The 19,606-nt window shown below is 63.4% G+C and carries 15 protein-coding genes and 1 tRNA gene; 8 read left to right on the top strand and 8 right to left on the bottom strand.

Annotated elements, in window-relative coordinates:
• The first annotated feature begins 15 nt into the window (after nt 1-15).
• From B5D13_RS05035 to B5D13_RS05015, 5 genes are all read left to right on the top strand, one after another.
• Nucleotides 16-984: a DnaJ C-terminal domain-containing protein gene (locus B5D13_RS05035; protein ID WP_078687245.1), complete on the top strand. Its 969-nt coding sequence runs from the start codon at nt 16-18 to the stop codon at nt 982-984.
• A complete protein-coding gene (locus tag B5D13_RS05030; RefSeq protein WP_078687244.1) occupies nt 971-1,399 on the top strand; it encodes a heat shock protein transcriptional repressor HspR in 429 nt (142 codons plus the stop codon). The genes B5D13_RS05035 and B5D13_RS05030 overlap by 14 nt, the downstream gene beginning before the upstream one ends.
• A gap of 271 nt (nt 1,400-1,670) precedes the next feature.
• Nucleotides 1,671-4,349 carry an ATP-dependent chaperone ClpB gene (clpB, locus tag B5D13_RS05025; RefSeq protein ID WP_234970710.1) on the top strand — a complete coding sequence of 893 codons (2,679 nt, stop codon included), beginning with the start codon at nt 1,671-1,673 and terminating at the stop codon, nt 4,347-4,349.
• A gap of 213 nt (nt 4,350-4,562) precedes the next feature.
• A complete protein-coding gene (locus tag B5D13_RS05020) occupies nt 4,563-6,080 on the top strand; it encodes a PASTA domain-containing protein (protein WP_078687243.1) in 1,518 nt (505 codons plus the stop codon).
• A gap of 11 nt (nt 6,081-6,091) precedes the next feature.
• Nucleotides 6,092-6,331 (top strand): hypothetical protein, encoded by a 240-nt coding sequence (locus tag B5D13_RS05015; protein ID WP_078687242.1) that lies wholly within the window; start codon nt 6,092-6,094, stop codon nt 6,329-6,331.
• On the opposite strand, the gene B5D13_RS05010 is transcribed toward B5D13_RS05015, so the two are convergent.
• On the bottom strand, nt 6,328-6,891 hold the full coding sequence (locus B5D13_RS05010; RefSeq protein WP_078687241.1) for a hypothetical protein: 564 nt from the start codon (nt 6,889-6,891) through the stop codon (nt 6,328-6,330). The two genes, B5D13_RS05015 and B5D13_RS05010, sit on opposite strands and share 4 nt — an antisense overlap.
• Before the next feature lie 256 nt (nt 6,892-7,147).
• Here B5D13_RS05010 and B5D13_RS05005 point away from each other — a divergent pair, with 256 nt between their 5' ends.
• Nucleotides 7,148-7,576, top strand: a complete 429-nt coding sequence (locus tag B5D13_RS05005) for an Hsp20/alpha crystallin family protein (RefSeq protein ID WP_078687240.1) — start codon at nt 7,148-7,150, stop codon at nt 7,574-7,576.
• A gap of 231 nt (nt 7,577-7,807) precedes the next feature.
• Here the strand turns inward: B5D13_RS05005 and pknB are convergent, their stop codons facing one another.
• The 6 genes from pknB to B5D13_RS04975 form a co-directional block, all read right to left on the bottom strand.
• Nucleotides 7,808-9,745 carry a Stk1 family PASTA domain-containing Ser/Thr kinase gene (gene pknB, locus B5D13_RS05000; RefSeq protein WP_078687239.1) on the bottom strand — a complete coding sequence of 646 codons (1,938 nt, stop codon included), beginning with the start codon at nt 9,743-9,745 and terminating at the stop codon, nt 7,808-7,810.
• Between the two features lie 98 nt (nt 9,746-9,843).
• On the bottom strand, nt 9,844-12,696 hold the full coding sequence (locus B5D13_RS04995; RefSeq protein ID WP_078687398.1) for an FtsW/RodA/SpoVE family cell cycle protein: 2,853 nt from the start codon (nt 12,694-12,696) through the stop codon (nt 9,844-9,846).
• Between the two features lie 4 nt (nt 12,697-12,700).
• Entirely contained in the window at nt 12,701-13,957 is a 1,257-nt protein-coding gene (locus tag B5D13_RS04990; protein ID WP_078687238.1) for a Stp1/IreP family PP2C-type Ser/Thr phosphatase, read from the bottom strand.
• Complete coding sequence (locus tag B5D13_RS04985) at nt 13,954-14,367, bottom strand: FHA domain-containing protein (protein WP_078687237.1); 414 nt, start codon at nt 14,365-14,367, stop codon at nt 13,954-13,956. Before B5D13_RS04985 ends, B5D13_RS04990 begins: the two co-directional genes overlap by 4 nt.
• Before the next feature lies 1 nt (nt 14,368).
• On the bottom strand, nt 14,369-15,583 hold the full coding sequence (locus tag B5D13_RS04980) for an FhaA domain-containing protein (RefSeq protein ID WP_078687236.1): 1,215 nt from the start codon (nt 15,581-15,583) through the stop codon (nt 14,369-14,371).
• Entirely contained in the window at nt 15,570-17,288 is a 1,719-nt protein-coding gene (locus tag B5D13_RS04975) for a serine/threonine-protein kinase (RefSeq protein ID WP_234970706.1), read from the bottom strand. The genes B5D13_RS04980 and B5D13_RS04975 overlap by 14 nt, the downstream gene beginning before the upstream one ends.
• Nucleotides 17,289-17,618: 330 nt before the next feature.
• On the opposite strand from B5D13_RS04975, the gene B5D13_RS04970 reads away from it, so the two are divergent.
• A tRNA-Leu gene (locus tag B5D13_RS04970) sits at nt 17,619-17,705 on the top strand.
• 178 nt (nt 17,706-17,883) lie between these two features.
• Here B5D13_RS04970 and B5D13_RS04965 read toward each other — a convergent pair.
• A complete protein-coding gene (locus B5D13_RS04965; RefSeq protein ID WP_078687234.1) occupies nt 17,884-18,105 on the bottom strand; it encodes a DUF6724 family protein in 222 nt (73 codons plus the stop codon).
• Nucleotides 18,106-18,217: 112 nt separating this feature from the next.
• Between B5D13_RS04965 and serS the strand changes: the two genes are divergently transcribed.
• Entirely contained in the window at nt 18,218-19,504 is a 1,287-nt protein-coding gene (gene serS, locus B5D13_RS04960) for a serine--tRNA ligase (RefSeq protein ID WP_078687233.1), read from the top strand.
• The last annotated feature ends 102 nt before the right edge of the window (nt 19,505-19,606 follow it).

The raw sequence follows: 19,606 nt of genomic DNA, 5'->3' as shown, positions 1-19,606 counted from the left end.
GGGCGTTAGCTTCGCATGGCAGACAAGAGAAATTACTACGACGTGCTGGGCGTCAAGCGCGATGCCAACGCCGATGAGATAAAAAGGGCCTTTCGCAAGCTTGCGGCGAAGTACCATCCTGACGCGGGTGGCGACGAGCGTAAGTTCAAGGAGGTCAGCGAGGCATACACCACGCTGTCTGACCCGCAGAAGCGGCGCGAGTACGACCAGATGCTGATGTTTGGCGGCATTCCCGGTGCCGACTTTGGCGGATCCGGTGGCCGCAACCGTACGTATACCTACACGGGCGGTGCGGGTGCCGACTGGTCGGAGATCTTCGACAACATCCGCGCCGGCGACGGTGCCTTTGGCGGCTTCGACTTTTCGAGCATCTTTGGCGGACAACCGGGCGGGCGTCAGTCCACGAGGCCCGTCAAGGGCGGCGATCTCACCATGGTCATCGAGGTCGATGCGGACGAGGCCTTTTCCGGCGCACAGCGCAAGGTGAGTTACACCATCCCCTCGACCGGCGAGAAGCAGTCCCTTACCGTTAAGGTGCCTGCGGGCGCTGTTGACGGTGGCAAGCTTCGCTATCGCGGCCGCGGCGAGTACGGTATGAACGGAGGGGCCCGTGGCGACCTTGTCGTCACGACGCGCGTTGCGGAGCACCACCTGTTCAAGCGTGATGGTGCCGACGTTCGCATGGAGCTTCCCATCAGCGTGTTCGAGGCGGCCCTAGGTGCCACGGTCGACGTGCCGACGCCCGATGGGACGGAGGTCAGGCTCAAGGTTCCGGCCGGAACCCAGGACGGGAAGACCTTCCGCTTCCGTGACCTTGGTGCACCTGACGTCAAGCACAAGGGCGTTCGCGGTGCCCTGTACGTGAAGGTCCGGGTCCAGGTTCCCACGCGACTGAGCACGAAGGAGCGCGAGGCTCTCGAGGCGCTTCGCTCTGCGGATACGCGCGACTACAGGAAGGATGTTGAGCGCTATGGCACAAAGTGAGGCAGAGGGCAAGAACAAGCCCCTCTACATGATCAGCGTGGCCGCCGAGCTGACCGGCATGCATCCCCAGACCCTGCGCGTCTACGAGCAGAAAGGCCTTGTAACACCTGGTAGGTCGCGGGGCAACACGCGCCTTTACTCCCAGGGCGACATCGAGCGCCTGAACCTGATCAGCAAGCTTACGGACGAGGGCATCAACCTTGCCGGCGTGGTCAGGATTCTTGACATGCGAGAGCGCGCGGTCGAGCGCGACAAGCAGATCGATCGCCTGCGTGAGCGCGTACGCGAGCTCGAGGACGAGGTGCACGAGTTCAAGATGCGCGAGAAGATCACGGCTCTCGCGCGCTATGACGGTGCGGGACCCGAGCAGGTCATGCGCGGGCTCCTCTCAAACGGCGGGGGTCGCGAGGCCTAAGGCCGTCTTGCCGCTTCGTGGCAGGCGCTTCTTGTGCGCGTCGGTGACAACAAGCGCAAAACGTAGTACGGGACACCCCTCGCGTTCGCCGGGGGGTGCTTTTTGGCTGTGACCGTCTCGCGCGTAGGGAGGGCGGGACACGGAGGCCGTATCTCGGTTTCCTCTACCACGCGCAGAAAATCTATCAAATAAGGACTTAGATTTTTGTTTAGACCCCTGTCCGCGGGGAACAATGAACCTTGATAAAGACTTTCCCAGAAGGGAGAAAAGCATGAGGTTCGACAAGTGGGCGGTTACCGCCCAGGAAGCCCTGCAGGCATCAGTCTCCATTGCCGCAGACGCCGAGGCGGGGCAGGTTAAGCCCATCCATCTGCTCAAGGCGCTGCTGTCTTCGGGAGAGCGCAACCTGAGTGCTGTCATCGAGCGCGTCGGTGCCGATCCCGCCCAGGTCGAGGCACAGGTCGACGACGAGATTGCGAAGTCCCCGCGCGTGACGGGCGATATGAGCCAGATGGGTATCTCGAGCGAGCTTACGCGCGTGGGTGACGCGGCCGAGAAGCTCGCCTCGAAGATGGGCGACAGCTATGTGACCAGCGAGCATCTCCTGTGTGCCCTGGCCGACGACAAGACTGAGGCGGGTGGCACCCTCAAGGCCGCGGGCGTAACGAGCAGGCGCGTGCAGGAGGCCTATGAGGACCTGCGCGGCAACGAGCGCGTGACCTCCCAGGACCAGAAGACGCAGTTCGAGGCGCTCGAGCAGTATGGTCGCAACGTGACCGACCTTGCCCGTCAGGGCAAGCTCGACCCCGTCATCGGCCGCGTCGAGGAGATTCGTCGCACCATCCAGGTGCTGAGCCGCCGCACCAAGAACAACCCCGTACTTATCGGTGAGCCAGGTGTCGGCAAGACCGCCATCGTCGAGGGACTTGCTGAGCGCATCGTCGCCGGCGACGTCCCCTCCACCATCCGCGACAAGGACATCGTCGAGCTTGACATGAGCGCGCTCGTCGCCGGCGCAAAGTACCGCGGCGAGTTCGAGGACCGCCTCAAGAGCGTGCTGAAGGAAGTCGAGAAGTCCGCGGGCAGGATCATCCTGTTCATCGACGAGCTCCACACCATCGTGGGCGCCGGCGCCACCGAGGGGTCGATGGACGCGGGCAACATCCTCAAGCCCGCGTTGGCCCGCGGCGAGCTCCACGCCATTGGCGCCACGACGCTGGACGAGTATCGCAAGTACATCGAGAAGGACCAGGCCCTTGCTCGCCGCTTCCAGACCGTCTTGGTGAGCGAGCCCAGCGTCGAGGACAGCGTCAGCATTCTCCGCGGCCTCAAGGAGAAGTACGAGCAGCACCATCGCGTTCGCATCACCGATGCGGCGCTGGTCTCTGCGGCCGACCTCTCGAACCGATACATCAGCGGGCGCTTTCTGCCCGACAAGGCCATCGACCTGGTAGACGAGGCCGCATCGCGCCTGCGCATGGAGCTGGACTCCATGCCGGCCGAGATCGACGCCGTTGATCGCCAGCTCACGCAGATGCAAATCGAGGAGCAGGCCCTCCTGAAGGAGGAGGATGCCGCGAGTCGCGAGAGGCTGGAGGCGCTTCGCAAGGAGATCGCCGTCACGCGCGAGAAGCTTGATGGAATGAAGGCCAATTGGCAGAACGAGAAGGGTGCAATCGACCGGGTCCAGGATCTCAAGGGCAAGATCGAGGAGGCCAAGGGTCAGGTTGAGCTCGCCACGCGCGCGGGAGACCTCGCAAAGGCATCCGAGCTGCGCTATGGCACGCTTCCGGAGCTGCAGCGCCAGTACGACGAGGCCGAACGGGCACTTTCTGCCAAGCAGGAAGCCGGCGGCATCCTGAAGGAGGAGGTCACGAGTGAGGAGATCGCGGAAGTGGTCTCCTCGTGGACCGGCATCCCCGTCTCCAAGATGATGCAGGGCGAGATGGACAAGCTCAAGGGGCTCGAGGATGAGCTGCACAAGCGCGTCATCGGGCAGGATGAGGCTGTCTCGGCCGTAGCTGCCGCCGTTCGCCGCAGCCGCGCGGGCCTGTCTGACCCCAGCCGTCCGCTGGGAAGCTTCTTCTTCCTAGGCCCCACTGGCGTCGGCAAGACCGAGCTCGCGAAGACGCTCGCCGAGCGTCTGTTCGACGATGAGAAGGCCTTGGTGCGCATCGACATGTCCGAGTACATGGAGAAGTTCAGCGTCCAGCGCCTTATCGGCGCCCCTCCCGGATACGTGGGCTACGACGAGGGTGGCCAGCTGACAGAGGCCGTTCGGCGCCGTCCCTATTCCGTCATCCTTCTGGACGAGATGGAGAAGGCGCATCCGGACGTGTTCAACGTCCTGCTCCAGGTGCTCGACGACGGCCGCCTGACTGACGGCCAGGGCCGCGTGGTGAGCTTCAAGAACACGATCATCATCATGACCAGCAACGTCGGCAGTCAGTTTATCGCCGGCGCGACTGCCTCGAGCGATCCCGATGCCGTTCAGAAGCAGGTGAACGATGCGTTGCGTGCGACGTTCAAGCCGGAGTTCCTCAACCGCATCGATGACGTCGTGGTCTTCCACGCGCTTGGCCTTGGCGACATCGAGAAGATCGTGGACATCCAACTCGCAGACGTTCGCCGGCGCCTTGCCCGCGAGCGCATCACGCTCGAGCTGACTCCGGCTGCCATCCAGTCGCTCTCTCTTGACGGCCTCGACCCCGTCTATGGAGCGCGTCCGCTCAAGCGCCTGATCCAGCGCCAGGTGGTCGACAACGTCGCAGGCCTCGTCATTGACGGCAAGCTGCACGAGGGCGATACGGTGCGCGTTGACGTTGGGGCGGATGACCGCCTGTTCGCCGAGCGCGTCGAGACGCCTTCCGTCTATGCTCACGCGGCGAGCTCCGAGGCACCAGGGGCTCATTCAGATGTCGACCCGATCGAGGCCGATGGGGTGGAGTAGTAGAAGCGGCCCGCGGGCTGTCCTGGGGGTTGCGGTGCGCATCGATGCGAAGGTCGACCTGGTTCTTGTGCTAGAAGAACGACATGGTGTGGTCCAAGGGGCTGCCGGGCAGACGTCCGGCAGCCCCTCTCGGTTGCGCCTGCGCCACGTGTGGCGCTCAGGCGAGCAGGGATGCGCGATAATGATGCAAAAGCTGGTGAGAGGGGGGCATAAATGGGACTCGAAGAGGATGCGGGGCAGGTCGAGGAGCCGGCAGCCGAGGCCAAGCCGATGCAGGGTCGCCTGAGCGATCCCTCTGCCGAGCCGACGACGCCTCTCTCGCAGAACTCGGAGGACGTCGTCGAGGACGCCTCGGGGTCTGCGGTGAACAGCCTCGACAGCTTCGGGCAGGTTTCGCCCGAGAAGACCGTGCTTCGCTCCGTGAGGCCGCCGAGCACGAGCGTCCCGCAGGAGCCCCAGCTGGAAAGGAAACGTCGCAGGCGTGCCGTCGTGGTCGCCGCGGCTTTGGTTGCGGCAGGACTTGCCGCCGTCGCAGCGTTCGTGACCTATGGCATGGAGCTTTGGGGTGGTCGAAGCATTCCCGAGGTCACGGGCTACACGCGGCGTGCAGCTACCGAGAAGCTCGAGGCTCGTGGCTTCCAGGTCGTGGTGGAGGATCAGCCGAGCGACAAGACGGCGGGCATCGTGCTCGAGACGCGCCCCCCGGTGGGGGCGCGCGTGGCAGAGGGTTCCCAGGTCATCCTGGTGGTCGCCGCGCCCCACGTCGTGCCCGACGTGGTGGGCAAGCCGCTCGAGGAGGGTCGCAAGGCAATCGAGGACGCTGGTGCCGAGAACGTAGCCATCGAGTTCGTCTCTTCTGACGACCCCGAGGGGAGCATTGTCTCGGTGTGTCCCGAGGCCGGCCAGACCTTTTCCTCTCAAGACACCATCACGATTACCGTTGCCCAGGCCTACACCGTGCCCTACGTGCTCGGCATGCAGGAGGCCGAGGCGAGTAAGAAGGTCACTGCGGCGGGACTGAGCCCCAAGGTGGCCTACGTCCGCTCCAAGAAGCCGGCCGGCACCGTCGTGGCGGTCAATCCCGACCAAGGCACCAAGATATCTGCCGGCGGCGCTGTGGAGCTCAGCGTCTCCGCCTACGTTCCCGAGGACTACCGTCACCTGCTTGAGTACTTCTCCTGTCCCACAGACAAGCTCGAACAGTTCCTGGGCGAGCAGGGCTTTGCACTTTCGAGCTCGCAAAGCGAAGGCGAGGGCTACGAGATCGTCTATAACGCTGCCCACGCCACCGTCGTGTTCGATGACCAGCCCTTCTCGCACCATTACGGCATTCCGTCGGGCGAGTCGCTTGGACATGGCGTGGACGGCACGTTCTTCAACGGGATACGTCTCGACATGGACGCATCGGAGCTTTCCGGCGTGACGACCGACGACCGCTCGGCTGTGGAGTCGGTTGCCAACGCCTGTGGGTTTGGCAACATCCAGGACCTGTGTACGCAAGACGACATCAAGGCTCCCGGAGGCATGGTGCCCTCTGGTGCCGGTGGCATGACCTTCGCCTGCGGCAGTGGGGTTGAGGGAGACTACACCTGGACCGTGCTCGTCTGGAGCTACGACGGCACGCGCCACGCCTGCGCCACGTGTGCGCTCTCGACGATATACGACGGAAGGATCCAGGGGTTCGGCGGCGTTTGCGATTATGTCGCGACGATCGACCTCTTTACGGAATAGGAGTGATTCGCATGGCCGGCGAAAGCGAGCCGCGAGAGGACGTTCTACAGGATTCGGGCAAGGCGGCCGACTCGCGTTCCGTTGCAAAGAAGCCAAGGGGAGAAGTGCGCGGCCCAAGATCCACGGGAGACTCCCAGCCGGCGAACGACCCCTTCATCCGTGCGGAAAACGAGGACGACGATGGCTACGATCCCTATTCCGATAGGCGGCCTGCGGCGGAGCCCCTGTTCGAGCGAGACCCCTGGGACTAGTTGCCCAGCATCTTTGCGATGAGGAGCACGACCAGTGTCAGGGCAAGAATGATGACCAGGAGTCCGATGGTCGCACGGCGCTTCTTTGCGCGCTCGCGTGACTCGAAGATGGTCCTGCGGCCCTTGGGTACCTCGAGGTACTGACCATACTGGCCACCCGTGAAGCCGCTTCGGTCGTTTCGGGCACGGCGATAGGTCCTGCTGCCCGAAAGCGCGCCCCCCCTTACGGTGATGTTGGAGTCATGTGCGTAGCCGCTCGTGCTGATGTTGCCGTCTTCGCTCAGGTCGTTGATGGCCTCCTGGGTCTTGTGGGGAGCCCTCTGGCGCACGTAGGGCGGGATGTTGCTGGGGTGGTTCTTCCCGAATAGAGGGTCGGTCGAGGGCTGGCCTGCCGGTCGCTTTGCCCAGGGCAGGTCCTCCTGCTGCGGCTGCTGCGCACGTGGTTGGGAATTCTGCCAAGCGTCCTGCTCCGACGTGGCTGAACGCGGCTGCTCGGGCCCCGGGGCGGACGCTCCCTGCGTCTGGCTTGGGCTCTGATCGAAGTCGTCAACGTCTGACATAGATTCCCCCTATGGCCTCCCACACTCTCGCATCTCATGATACGGCAGTGTCGTGACCGTCCTTCCGAAAATAGCGTTCTTGGCACTAACGTGGGGGAAGGGTCATAAAACCTAATGTAACCTTACTTAGATTTGCTTAGTATTTGTAACTTAGAAAACCTTTTGAACTGAGTATAAATCTTGCGGCAGTGGGAACATATAACAGCGAACCCAGGGGCGTCCAAAAGAGGCGCCAAATCGCAAGGAGTGATTCGCTATGGCAAGCATGGTTCCGTATGGCAACTTTGACAGGGCCCTCCGCAGGGCTTGGCCGCTCGACGCATTTGACGAGTTCTTCTCGCCGCTGAGCACCCTAAGCACCGACGCGGGCTTCAAGATGAACGTCGAGGACGCGGACGACAGGTACGTCATCACCGCGGAGCTTGCGGGCGTCAAGCGCGACGAGATCGACGTTGAGCTCAATGAAGGCCGCCTGTCCATCTCGGTCGACAAGAAGGAGTCCGACGAGGAGAAGGGCAAGAATTACCTGCACAAGGAATCCACGGAGTGGAAGGCGTCCCGTGGCGTCTACCTCAAGGACGCCTCGACCTCTGGCCTGAGCGCAAAGCTCGAGGGTGGCATCCTCACCGTCAACGTTCCGAAGCAGGAGGAGAAGGCCAACGTCACCAAGGTCTCGATTGACTAATTCCCTGCGCCTCGCCGCGAGCGAGTTGCGACAGAAGAACTGACTTGGACGGGAGGCGATGCAACGCATCGCCTCCCGTTTCTTGTTTGGTGCGCGACACGGCTTGCTGGGGGGGGCTAGTTGCTGGGGGGCTAGCTCGAGGCGCCCGCCGACGCAGAAAAAGGGCACCCACGTCGCACTGTGTGTTGAGCGTAGGTGCCCTATGGGTTGCTTTGGCGTTGTGCGGATAGGCTAGTTCGCGGCGCCCGTGCCGCTGTGGCCGTCCGTGGAGGGTTCGGGCCCTGTGGAAACCTTGATGGTGACCGTTGTCCCAGGGTCAGCCGTGCCCGTAATGTCTTGGCTAATTACCTGGCCCGAGGAAACGTCGCTCGTTGTGGTGACGACGTTGTACTTAAAGCCGGCATTTGCGAGAGCGGCCTCTGCGGCGTCCTGCTGCATACCGACGACCGACGGCACCTTGACCTTCGAATTTCCGGTGGAAACCGTGATCGTGATCGTTGCGCCCTTCTCGGCGGTGCCGGTCTTGGACTGCTTAATGACCAAACCCTTGTCCACGGAGCTGCTCTCGGCCGTGGTGACCTGCACTTCGAAGCCGGCATCCTTCAACTGTGCGGTCGCATCGCTTTCGGTCTGTCCCGTGACGTCGGGAACGTCCACGGTCTCGGGGCCCTTGGAGAGCTGGTAGGTTACGGTATCGCCGGCCTTTGCGGTGGCGCCTCCGTTGGGGCTCTGCTGGGCGACGGTGCCCACCGGCGTGTCGCTGTCGTAGACGGAGTCGCCCGCCTGGCCGACTAGACCGACCTTGGTGAGCGCGGCCTCGGCCTCGCTGGGGGTCATACCGGTAAGGTCGGGCACGGTTACCGTCTCTGCGGGCTCTTCTCCCTTGGAGATGACGAGATTGATCTGCGTGCCCTTGGAGACCTGCCGTCCGGGATCCGGGTCCTGGTCGATGACGAGGCCCTTGGCGACGGACGAGGAGTACTCCTCCTTTACGGTTCCGCGCTGGAAGAACCCAGATTCGTCAATCTGGCTCAGGGCCTGCTCCTGCGTGAGGTTGAGCAGGTTCGGGACGGGCTGCGTCGCGTTGTTTCCGAACATCGAGAACACGCCGACGATGATCGCTACGACTGCGATGGCGCCCACGATGGCGGCGGAGATGAGTCGGCGCTTGTGCTTGCGCTCCTTCTCCTCTGCCTCTTGCTGGGCCTTCTCGGTTGCGGTCTGGGGCTTGATTCGGCCCGTCTCGCTGATTCGGGACATGCTCTGCGTGCTGCTGACGGGAGAGAGGGGCGTCGTTACGGGCACCGCTCCGACGGGGTTCATCATGGCCGTGGCGTTGCTGACGGCGGCAAGTCGTCCCGAGAGGTAGTCGCGCAGTACGTGGTAGAGCTCGTCGGCAGTCTGGAAGCGGTCGTCGGGGTTCTTCTGCATGCACTTGAGGATGATCGACTCAAGAGACGCGTCGACGGCGGGGTTGACCTGGCTGGGCGGAACGGGAAGCTCGTTCACCTGCTTGAGCGCGACCGAAATCGCGTCGTCGCCGTCGAAGGGAACCTTGCCCGTGGCGGCCTCGTACATGACGATACCGAGCGAGTAGATGTCCGTGGTGGGGCCAAGCGCCTTGCCCTGGGTTTGCTCGGGAGAGACGTAGTGAGCGGTGCCCAGGACAGAGTTGTCCTGCGTGAGGTGGCTGTTCTTGGCACGTGCGATGCCAAAGTCCATCACCTTGATGTTGCCGTCGGGCTGGACCATGATGTTCTGCGGCTTGATGTCGCGGTGGATGATGTCATGCCTGTGTGCGACGGAAAGCGCCTGGGCAATCTGGGAGCCAATTTGTGCGACCTTCTTGCCGTCCAGGGCACCGTGCTTGCGGATGCCGCTCTTGAGGTCGGTTCCGCGCAGGTACTCCATGACGATGTAGTACGTGTCGCCGTCCTTGCCCCAGTCGTATACGGCGACGATGTAGGGGCTTTGCAGTGCGGCTGCAGCCTGGGCCTCCTGCTTGAAGCGAGCTGCGAAGGAGGGGTCTGCCGCATACTGCGGAAGCATCGTCTTGATTGCCACGGTCCTGCCAAGGACCTCGTCGAGGCCACGGTAGACAATGGCCATGCCACCGGTGCCGATTTTGTCCTGCACCGTGTAGCGTCCGCCTAGAACTCTCTCTGACATCGTCTCTCCCATCGTAAACACGGTCTCCCGTGAAGTAACTCATCTTACAAACGCGAGGTTCGTGCGGCTTGGCCGCTGCGCTCGGGCGCTCCCCTTCCTTAGGAGGACGCCCCCATTGCCTGCACGTTCAGGCAGGCCGCGATCACGCTTCCCGCGACAGCCGATGCCGTGCCCGTGTCCTCGTTCTCAAGGCAGATTGAAACGGCAATGGTTGGCTGGTCGTAGGGAGCGAAGCCCACGAACAGGGAATTGACTTGGGATGCGCTGGCCTCTGCGGTGCCGGTCTTTCCGGCGACCTTGACGCCCGAGACGCGCGCGGCGACGCCGGTGCCACTCTCGACAACGTCAAGCATGGCCTCCTTAACCTGGCCCGCGGTCTGGGACGATACCGCCTGGCCAAGGGCGCGTGGCTGGGTCTTCGACGTCGTGGCGCCCTCGGGGGAGAGGATGTGGTCCACGACGTAGGGGTTCATGGCGATGCCGTTGTTGGCAATCGCGGCGACCATGACGGCGTTCTGCATGACCGTCGTCTGGGGGCCCGCCGGACTCGCGTGGTTGCCGACGGGCTGGCCGCAGGCTGCCCAGGCGGTCTCCCACTCGGTCATCTCCTTGGGGTCGGGCATGAGCGACGGCGTGGTCGAGAAGTCCTGGCCAAGCGCGCTGCCATAGCCGAACGCACGCGCATAGCTCACCAGCCTGTCGGCGCCGACCTTGGTTCCGACCTGGCCGAACACGGTGTTTGCAGACTCGGCCATGGCCTCCTTGAGGGAGAGCGCGCTCCACTCCTCGCCCCTGAAGTTGGTGACGGGGGCGCCGCCGATTTCGAGGGTTGCGGGGGCCTTGTAGCTGCTGTCGAGCGTGGCCAGGTTGGAATCGAGGGCGGCCGAGAGCGTAATGGTCTTGAAGGTGGAGCCTGGCGTGTACAGCGTATTGGTTGACCTGTCCACCAGTGCGCCGGTGTCGGAGGTCATCGACGCCCCGATGTCGGTGTAGCTGAAGGAGGGGCTGGACGCCTTTGCCAGAACCGCGCCCGTGGTGGGGTCAAGCACCACGATGGCTCCGCGGTGCCCGGCAAGCGCCGACTCCACGGCCTTCTGCATCTGCGCGTTGAGGGTCAGCACGACGCTCGAGCCCGGCGTCTCGATGCCGGCCATCGCGTTGAGCGCGCTCAGCCAGCTGGAGTAGTCGGCGTGACCGGTGAGGGTCTCGTTGAGCGAGGCCTCGATGCCCGTGGCGCCGTACTGCGTGGAGAGGTAGCCGACGGTGTGCGTCGCGACGTTGCCCAGCGGGTACTGGCGGACGTACGTGCCATCCTCCTGGCGGACGCTCTCCGCTAGCGTGGCGCCGTCAGCGGTGATGATCGCACCGCGCTGGACCTTGGAGCTCTTCGCGATGGTGTGGTTGTTGTTCGGGAGGTTCTGATAGTAGTCGGCCCTCACCACCTGTATGTACGTAAGGTTGGCGATGAGCAGAGCAAACATGAAGGTGAAGAGGGTGACCAGCGCTACCAGTCGCTTTCCGAGCGCAACGCGACCCAGGACCCCGGACTCGGCCGTGGTCAGCGAGAAGCGGCCGCGTGCATGGGCGCCGTGAACCACGGCGTTGCCCCTGCCGCCGCCCTCGGCGGGCGAGAAGGTCGGGCCATCTGGGTTGGCGGCAGACTCGATCTGCGCCTCGTGGCCGGTTCCCTCGTCCCCGGTCTTGAGTAGGAGGCCAACGATGACGAAGCTGGCAAGCAGGGAGCTGCCGCCCTGGCTCATGAAGGGGAGCGTTACGCCCGTGAGGGGCAGGAACTTGGTTGTGCCGCCGACGATCAGGAATGCCTGGAACGCAATGGCAACCGTGAGACCGACCGCGGTAAACGCGGCGATGTCAGACTTTGCCCGCGCGGCCGTGACGAATCCGCGGATCGCGAGGAGCATGTAGCAGATGAGGACCGCGGAGCCGCCCAGGAGGCCCATCTCTTCTCCGATGGCAGAGAAGATGAAGTCGGACTCGACGACGGGGATGAGGGTGGGGAGGCCCTTGCCGATGCCGGTGCCCACGAGGCCGCCGTCGGCAAGCGAGTAGAGCGACTGGACGATCTGCAGGCCCTTGTTGGAAGGATCCGAGAACGGATCGAGCCAAATCTGGATTCGAACCTGCACGTGCGAGAAGAGCGAGTAGCAGACCACGCCGCCAATGGCCAGAAGCACGATGGAGGCGATCACGTAGCTCACGCGACCGGTGCAGACGTAGATCATGACTACGAAGAACGTGAAGAACAGAAGGGCGCTGCCCAGATCGCGCTCGAAGACGACCAGCAGGAGCGAGATTCCCCACATGACCAGAAGGGGCGCGAGCATGCGCGGCTTCGGAAGGGCCAGCGGACCGAACTTGCGCGTGGAGGCCGAGAGCAGCTCACGGTTCTCGGCGAGGTAGGCCGCCAGGAACAAGACGATCAGGATCTTTGCAATCTCGCCCGGCTGGAACGAGAAGGGTCCGAACACCAGCCACAGCTTGGAGCCACCGCGCTCGGTGCCGATGAGCATTGGCAGGAGCAGAAGGATGACGCCGGCTATGCCCATGGTGAACTTGTACTCTGCAAGCTTCTCGATGGAGGGTACGAAGACCAGCACTGCGATCATCGCGGCAACCGATATGAAGAGCCATGCGACCTGGCTCACGGCAAGGTCGGGGGCGAGCCTCGTCACGAAGGCTATGCCGATGCCCGAAAGCACGAACACCACGGGGAGGATTGCCGGGTCTGCGCCGGGGGCGAACTTGCGCGTCGAAATGTGCGCCGCGACAAATGCCGCGAGCAGGCCTATGGGGACCGCGAGCGAGCTGAAGCTGATCGTGACCGACATGTTTATGACGTACATCGCATACAGCAGAACCACCGGCACGGCTGCAGTCATCAGCAGCGCGAGCTCGGTGTTCCTGCGGGTGTTTCCCTGGCGCCTGGCCATCATGTTACTCACCTGCGCCTTCGCTTGGTGTTGCGGGCACTGTGGCGGGTGCGTCCGTGCCCGTGGTCGAACGGTCCGCCGCTACGGCCGCGGCGGTCTTGTCGGCATCGATCTGGTCGCGGTAGCTCTCGACCGTGGCGCGCGCCTCCGCCTCGCTGGAGGCGGGGAGGCCGTGTTTCAGGCTTTCCTGCGTCGCCGCGGGAAGGTCCGAGGTCGAGACCGAGGTGGTCTCCTCGAGATGCGAGAGCTCGATGCCCAGGAAATTGTCATTTATGCCCTGGTAGATACCAACGGTCCCATTGTTGTCTCCCAAGTACCAGGAGCTGTTGACGTAGAGCGCCATGAGGACCGTGATGATGGCCCCAAGGACAAGAAGGAGCACGAACGCCGAGAAGATCCTGCGCCTGCGCAGCTTGCGGTGTGCCTCCAGGATGCCGTCGTCCAGCACGTCGACGATTACGACGCTCACGTTGTCGTGACCGCCGCCCTCAAGCGCGGCTGCCACGAGGTTGTCCGCTGCGGCTTGTGGGGTCGCCGAGCTTACCGCGGTCGCCTCGATCTCGGAGTCCTCGACCATGGAGGAAAGTCCGTCCGAGCAGATGATGATACGGTCTCCCGACGAGACGTCCAGGGTGAAGTGATCTGCGTACATGTCGGGGTCGGAGCCGAGCGCACGCGTGATGATGGAGCGCGACGGATGCACGCGCGCCTCGTCCGCGGTGATCTCGCCGGCGTCGACAAGCTCCTCTACGTACGAGTGGTCTCGCGTCAGACGAACCAGCATACCCTCGTGAAGAAGGTAGATGCGCGAGTCGCCGACGTGCGCGATGGCCATGCGGTTGTTCTCGATAAGGACGCAGGAGGCGGTGCAGCCCATGCCCGGTTTGCCCTTGCCGGTCTTGGCACCATCGATAACCTCGGCGTTGGCCGCCTCGACGGCGGCGCCCAACAGAACGTCGTCCGCGTGGAGCGGAGCGTGGCTGCCGATGGTCGATACTGCGATGGAGCTAGCCACCTCGCCGGCGGCATGGCCACCCATTCCGTCGCACACGGCGAACACCGGCGGCTGCACGAGGAAGGAGTCCTCGTTGTGGGACCTGACGAGGCCTATGTCGGTGCGTGCTCCCCATGCGAGCGTCGCGTTCGCGCCGCTCTTCGAGTCAGTGCCCTCGCGCGTCTCCACCTGGACGGTGTCATGGCCCGGGCTGTTGACGGGCTCGGTCTTGGAGCTTGCGTGCCTATGGAGCGGAAATGATCTCATCGACGACTCACTCGCATCACTGCGTCGCCAATTTGCACTTCGTCGCCATCGCGCAGTGTGACGGGCTGGCCGATGCCATGGCCGTTGACCAGCGTGCCGTTGGTCGAGTTGAGGTCCTCCAGGACCAGTGCGGGGCCCTGCAGGGTGAAGCGCGCGTGAGCCGCAGACACGAACGGCTCGTCGATGACGATGTCGGAAGAGGGTGCTCTGCCAATGACGACGGGGCCCAGAATGTCCACGTGCAGGCCGCGGAGCTCCTTGGTTCCCTTCTCCACGTCGACTGACCAGATGGCTGCGTCTCGACGCTGCCCGCGCACTAGGCCGACGCCGGTGCGCATGACGGCAAACAGGAAGGCGTACAGGAGCACGACAAACGCGATGCGACCTGCAAAGAGGACGAGATCGATCATGCTAGTTCTCCCTGAACTCGAGGTTCATCAGGCCAACGGTGATGAGATCACCGTTGCGCAGCATGTAGCTGTCGACGTCGCGGTCGTTCACCATGGTTCCATTGGTCGAGTTGAGGTCCGTGATGCTCCAGTTGCGGCCGTCGAAGGCGAGCTCTGCGTGGTGACGGCTGACGTTGGGGTCACGAAGGACAATGCCGTGGGGCGTGCGCTCGCGGCCGATGATGGTGGTGGGGGCGACGCCCGTATAGGTGCGGCCGGTCTGGTGGTCGATGAGCAGGCAAGTCGGCGCGTCTGCCTCGGCAGGCGCCGTGGCGCTGCGCTGGGGGTTGACCAGGGGGACGTTCCTGCGCTGGGTGACGGGGACCTCGCGCTGGCCTGCGCCGTGCGTCGAGACGGGCGCAGGAGTGGGCTCGGGGGTCGGTGCCATCATTATGGAGTCCTCGTAGCCCGTCGGCGCCTGGTAACGCGGCGCGGGCTGGGGGTATGCGCCAAAGTCAGCCTCGTCCTGCGAGAGGACGTCGTCCACGACGCTCGTCGGAATCACGCCAAGGCCGGCGGATGCGTCGAGCTCGACGGGCTCGACGAGAGGCGCGAACTCGCCTTCGACGGTCGCGCCTGCGGCGGCACTGGCCTGCGGCTGGTTCGCGACGGGGGCTGCGGCCTGGTGCTCTGCGGAGTGGCGTGCGGGTGCGGGGGCCGCCTGGGGCTCCTGCTGGGGGAGCGGCTGCATGACCGGCTCGCCCTGCTGCCTGGGCCTGCGCGTCTGGCCAACGCCGGCTGCCGCGCCGCCTACTCCCGCGGAGCCGGAGAGGAAGGCGTTCTCCTCTATGCGAAGACGCTCGAGCGTGCGCGCGTCGACGTTCTCGGCGAACACGGCGAACTTGCCGCTCTTGAGAGACGGGTCGACCATGAAGCGAGCAAGCGGCTTCCCAACGAACACATAGCGCTTCTCCTGCGCCTTCGCCTCAACGAAGGAGACGACCTCACTCGTGAGCTGGCCATAGAGGGGGCGCATCGTGGCGTCGTCGGCCGAGGCCACGAGGATGGTGATCAGGGCCGGCGCGGTGTCGACGCCGTCGATCTCATATGTCTCAGCCTCCATCTCGCGCGCCGCGCGCTTCGCGAGCTTCTTGAACGAGATGGGCGCGGCGTACCCCTGCGGCGCCGCGCCGAAGGCGTCGCTCACACGGCTTTCGAAGGTCTTAAGCAAGTTCATGTATGTCCTCAACTTCCTCTTCTGCTGGTTGCGGACCCCGAATGGCGGTCGTAATGCACAGAAGCACACATAAGACTACCGCAACGCCCACCGAGTCCCAGCTAGGAGCTTCCCATATACCGCCATTTTTCACTCGATGCACGACGGCCTGAGAAAATAAAAAAATCAAGGTTGCTGAAATCTGCCCAAATACTCCCATGCCTGTTGTAGGGCGAAAACGCGTGATAGCTGAGCCGATTGCTGCGGAAAACGTGCATCCAAGAAGTGCTGCCCACGTCTCTGCGGAGCCAGCCAGCGACAGAAGTGCCGTCGCCGTTGCCGGCGCAGAAAAGCCTGCCGAGCGCGCAGAAACATATATAGTTGCGAAAAACCACCCACCCATCGCGGTCGCGGCGGCCCCGAGGGGTGCGAACGCGTATGCGCTGGGCGCGATGCCGCCACAGGGAGTCGAGAGGGCGGCTGACAGGAGGACGGCGGGGGTCGAGAGCTTCTCGCGCGTCCCGAACTTGATCCACCAGCACAGGAACAGCGCCACGATGGCGGCGGGCAGCATGACTGATGCGGCACCACCCTCTCCGCCAAGTCCGATGGCGAGGGCGAGTCCCACGGCGACGAGCGCCGCCCCTGCGGGCTGCCACAGTGCGGCGACGGCCGTCGCGATGGCGCACAGGATCGCGCAGCTGACCGCGCCGTCGCCCGTCCACGTGCCTCCCGCACCCGAAAGAATGTGTGGTGCCAGGGGGACCGACAATACCGCCGTCGCCAGCGCCGCGCCACCACGCTCGAAGAGGCCCCCGAGCCAGGGATAGCGATAGCTGAGGGGGAGGTCGGAGGGGTTCCAGTCTCCCTCCGACGCCTGGCTGGCCTCGTCCTGCCCCATCAGCAGGCGAATTGAGTCCGCGCCCTGAGCGCTGTCGCCCAGACCGAACGAAACCTCGCTCGAGAACGCCTCGATGGAGGGGATGCGAGAGCTTGGGTTTGGGTCGAGGGCCTGCATGAGGGCCTCCTCGGCCATGCCCTCGTACTCCGGGTTCGTCTTCGAGAGGGCCGGCTTTGGTCCCCGGTCGATCTTCCTGCGGGACTCCTCGGCAGAGTTCGAGGCGAAGGGGTTGCTTCCCGTGAGCGACTGCCAGACGACCACGGCGAGCGAGAACACGTCGCAGCGCTCGTCGACCAGGTCGCCGTCAATCTGCTCGGGAGGCATGTAGCCCACGGTGCCGCCGCGCGCGCCGCCGTAGCCGGCCGCGGAGGCCAGGGTGGCCATGCCGAAATCGCAGAGCTTAACGACCCCGCTGTGATCGATCATTATGTTGGACGGTTTGATGTCCAGGTGGAGTACGCCGTTGTCGTGTGCGAACTGCAGCGCTTTGGCGACCGATTCGACCAGGTACGCGCATTCGTCTCCCGTGAGAGTGCCGCCCTCGACGCGCGAGAGGAGCTCGGCGAGCGTAAGCCCGTCGACGTACTCCATCACGAGGTAGGCGTAGGCCGGGTCGATCTCGAAGTCGAAGACCGTGACGATGTTGGGGTGGGCAAGCATGCTGGACGTGCGCGCTTCGGCCAGGGCCTCTTCGATTGTCGAGGTCTCCCGAGCGTAGCCGGCTTGCGCCACCAAGGGCATACGCTTGATTGCGACGCGCCGTTGGAGGCGTGTGTCCCAACAGGTGAGGACCGTGCCGAAGCCTCCCGACTCGTTCGACCCCATGATGCGGTACCGATTGAGCAGAAGGGCGTAATTCGGCCTGGGAGAGAGGTGGGACGGCGTGACGTCCGTCGCCCCACCGGCGGGATATGAGCGTCCTGGTCGCAATTGTGACTGAGGGTAGTTGTCCACGGCTCGTCCTCTGGTGTGTCTGATTAAGCTGCATTGTGCTGAGCCGGCGCCAAATGTATGGCGCATGGCATCATTCTAGCGCGTTTGCGCTGGTAGGTCACGTTCTGAATGAATCTGCAGCTCAAATTGCCCACTTTTTTCTGGACGAGAAAAATTGTGCATTGCACTTTTTGGCAAAGTAGTAGTAGAATCCTGTCTCACGCGGGCGTGGCGGAATTGGCAGACGCGTACGGTTCAGGTCCGTATGAGAGCAATCTCATGAAGGTTCAAGTCCTTTCGCCCGCACCATCTAATGCAAGGAGCTCCTGTCGTGAGTCAGGAGCTCTTTTTTTTGTTGCTTGGGCCATTTTGTTGCGCAGGAGAACGAGGGGCATAGCTTGGGCGCCCTCGCCACGTAAAGAAAAAGCCGCGGACCAAGGTTCCGCGGCACGTTGTGCGGCTTTGGGTGAGAGGAGCAGGGCCCTCTCTACTTGTTGTCCTCCTCGAACTCCGACCAACCGCTCTCGTCGTCGCTGTCGAAGAGGTCCCAGTCGCCTTCCTTCTTTTCGTGGTTCTTGAAGCGCTTCCTCGTCTTCACCTCGAGGCAGACGGAGATGATCAGAAACAGGACGATTCCGCCCGCAACGAGAGCGATGACGCCAGGCCTGGTGCCGAAGAGCCATCCGAAAAACTGACTAACTGCATCCATGAGATGCCCTTTCTGTTTGAGGCGAGCGATTCACCTGCACAAGTATATACTTGATGACATTGTGCGGCCGAAGCCAGAGGCCGCGTTTTTTCGATACAAGAGGGGTAGCAAGATGCTCGACATCAAGTTCGTACGCGAGAATCCCGACGTCGTCGACAAGTCGTGCGAGTCGCGTCAGAACGCTCACTGGGACCGCGAGAGGTTTTTCGAGCTCGACGAGGAGCGTCGATCCGTCATCGCCGAGGTAGAGAAGCTGCAGGCGGACCGCAACGCCATCTCCAAGCAGATTGGCGTCCTCATGCGAGAGGGCAAGAAGGACGAGGCCGAGGCTGCAAAGGCTCAGGTCAGCGCCAACAAGGGTCGCATCTCGGAGCTGGACGAGAAGCGCGGTGCGGTCGAGAAGGAGCTTTTCGACCTCGTCGCGGCAATTCCGAACATCCCCCACGAGTCCGTTCCCTATGGCAAGGATGATTCCGACAACCCCGAGGTTCGCGCCTGGGGCGAGCCCACGAAGTTCGACTTCGAGCCCAAGGCCCACTGGGACCTTGGCCCGTCGACCGGCATGATCGACTTCGACCGCGGCGTCAAGCTTGCGGGCACGCGCTTCTACCTCCTGGGTGGCAACGGCGCCCTGATGGAGCGCGCCCTCATCAACTTCTTCATCGACCAGCACGTCAAGGCCGGCTTCAAGGAATGGTGGCCGCCCGTCATCACCAACTATGACTCGCTGTTCGGCACCGGGCAGCTGCCGAAGTTCGACGAGGACCTCTTCCACGTCTCTGGTGGGATGTATCTGATCCCGACCGCCGAGGTCATGCTGACCAACATCCACCGTGATGAGACCCTGGACGCGTCGCAGCTGCCCCTGCTCTACACCGCCTTCACGCCGTGCTTCCGCGAGGAGGCTGGCTCCGCCGGCCGCGACACGCGTGGCATCATTCGCGTTCATGAGTTCGACAAGGTCGAGATGGTAAAGTTCGCCAAGCCCGAGGACTCGATGAACCAGCTCGAGTCGATGGTCGCCGAAGCCGAGCGCTGCCTCCAGCTCCTCGGTCTTCCGTACCACGTCGTTACCCTCTGTACCGGCGACATCGGATTCTCGGCTACCAAGTGCTACGACATCGAGGTCTGGCTCCCGAGCTACAACGCCTACAAGGAGATCTCCTCCTGCTCGAACTGCTGGGACTTCCAGGCTCGCCGCGCGAACATCAAGTACAAGGATCCCTCCGAGTTCAAGGGCTCGCGCTACGTGCACACACTAAACGGCTCTGGTCTCGCCGTGGGCCGTACCATGGCAGCCATCATCGAGAACTACCAGAACGCCGATGGCTCCATCACCGTCCCCGAGGTGCTTCGTCCGTACATGCGCGGCCTTGAGGTCATCAAGCCCGAGGCATAGGCCTAGGCCCTCACTAAAGCACCGATGCCCACCCTCCTCTTCAAGCGGGTGGGCATTTTTCTTACCGATATACAGAACACATGTTCTATTTCTTGTGCATGG

The organism is Olsenella sp. KH1P3 (genome assembly GCF_900167315.1).
GTDB lineage: Bacteria > Actinomycetota > Coriobacteriia > Coriobacteriales > Atopobiaceae > Olsenella_J > Olsenella_J umbonata_A.
Note: the sequence above shows the minus strand (reverse complement) of the source record. Positions and strands in the feature narration are given on the sequence as shown.

Excerpts from the sequence above, each read along its gene's own strand:
- B5D13_RS05035 (WP_078687245.1), top strand. The coding sequence starts at position 16 with ATGGCAGACAAGAGAAATTACTACGACGTGCTGGGCGTCAAGCGCGAT.
- B5D13_RS05030 (WP_078687244.1), top strand. The coding sequence starts at position 971 with ATGGCACAAAGTGAGGCAGAGGGCAAGAACAAGCCCCTCTACATGATC.
- clpB (WP_234970710.1), top strand. The coding sequence starts at position 1,671 with ATGAGGTTCGACAAGTGGGCGGTTACCGCCCAGGAAGCCCTGCAGGCA.
- B5D13_RS05020 (WP_078687243.1), top strand. The coding sequence starts at position 4,563 with ATGGGACTCGAAGAGGATGCGGGGCAGGTCGAGGAGCCGGCAGCCGAG.
- B5D13_RS05015 (WP_078687242.1), top strand. The coding sequence starts at position 6,092 with ATGGCCGGCGAAAGCGAGCCGCGAGAGGACGTTCTACAGGATTCGGGC.
- B5D13_RS05010 (WP_078687241.1), bottom strand. The coding sequence starts at position 6,891 with ATGTCAGACGTTGACGACTTCGATCAGAGCCCAAGCCAGACGCAGGGA.
- B5D13_RS05005 (WP_078687240.1), top strand. The coding sequence starts at position 7,148 with ATGGCAAGCATGGTTCCGTATGGCAACTTTGACAGGGCCCTCCGCAGG.
- pknB (WP_078687239.1), bottom strand. The coding sequence starts at position 9,745 with ATGTCAGAGAGAGTTCTAGGCGGACGCTACACGGTGCAGGACAAAATC.
- B5D13_RS04995 (WP_078687398.1), bottom strand. The coding sequence starts at position 12,696 with ATGGCCAGGCGCCAGGGAAACACCCGCAGGAACACCGAGCTCGCGCTG.
- B5D13_RS04990 (WP_078687238.1), bottom strand. The coding sequence starts at position 13,957 with ATGAGATCATTTCCGCTCCATAGGCACGCAAGCTCCAAGACCGAGCCC.
- B5D13_RS04985 (WP_078687237.1), bottom strand. The coding sequence starts at position 14,367 with ATGATCGATCTCGTCCTCTTTGCAGGTCGCATCGCGTTTGTCGTGCTC.
- B5D13_RS04980 (WP_078687236.1), bottom strand. The coding sequence starts at position 15,583 with ATGAACTTGCTTAAGACCTTCGAAAGCCGTGTGAGCGACGCCTTCGGC.
- B5D13_RS04975 (WP_234970706.1), bottom strand. The coding sequence starts at position 17,288 with ATGGGGTCGAACGAGTCGGGAGGCTTCGGCACGGTCCTCACCTGTTGG.
- B5D13_RS04965 (WP_078687234.1), bottom strand. The coding sequence starts at position 18,105 with ATGGATGCAGTTAGTCAGTTTTTCGGATGGCTCTTCGGCACCAGGCCT.
- serS (WP_078687233.1), top strand. The coding sequence starts at position 18,218 with ATGCTCGACATCAAGTTCGTACGCGAGAATCCCGACGTCGTCGACAAG.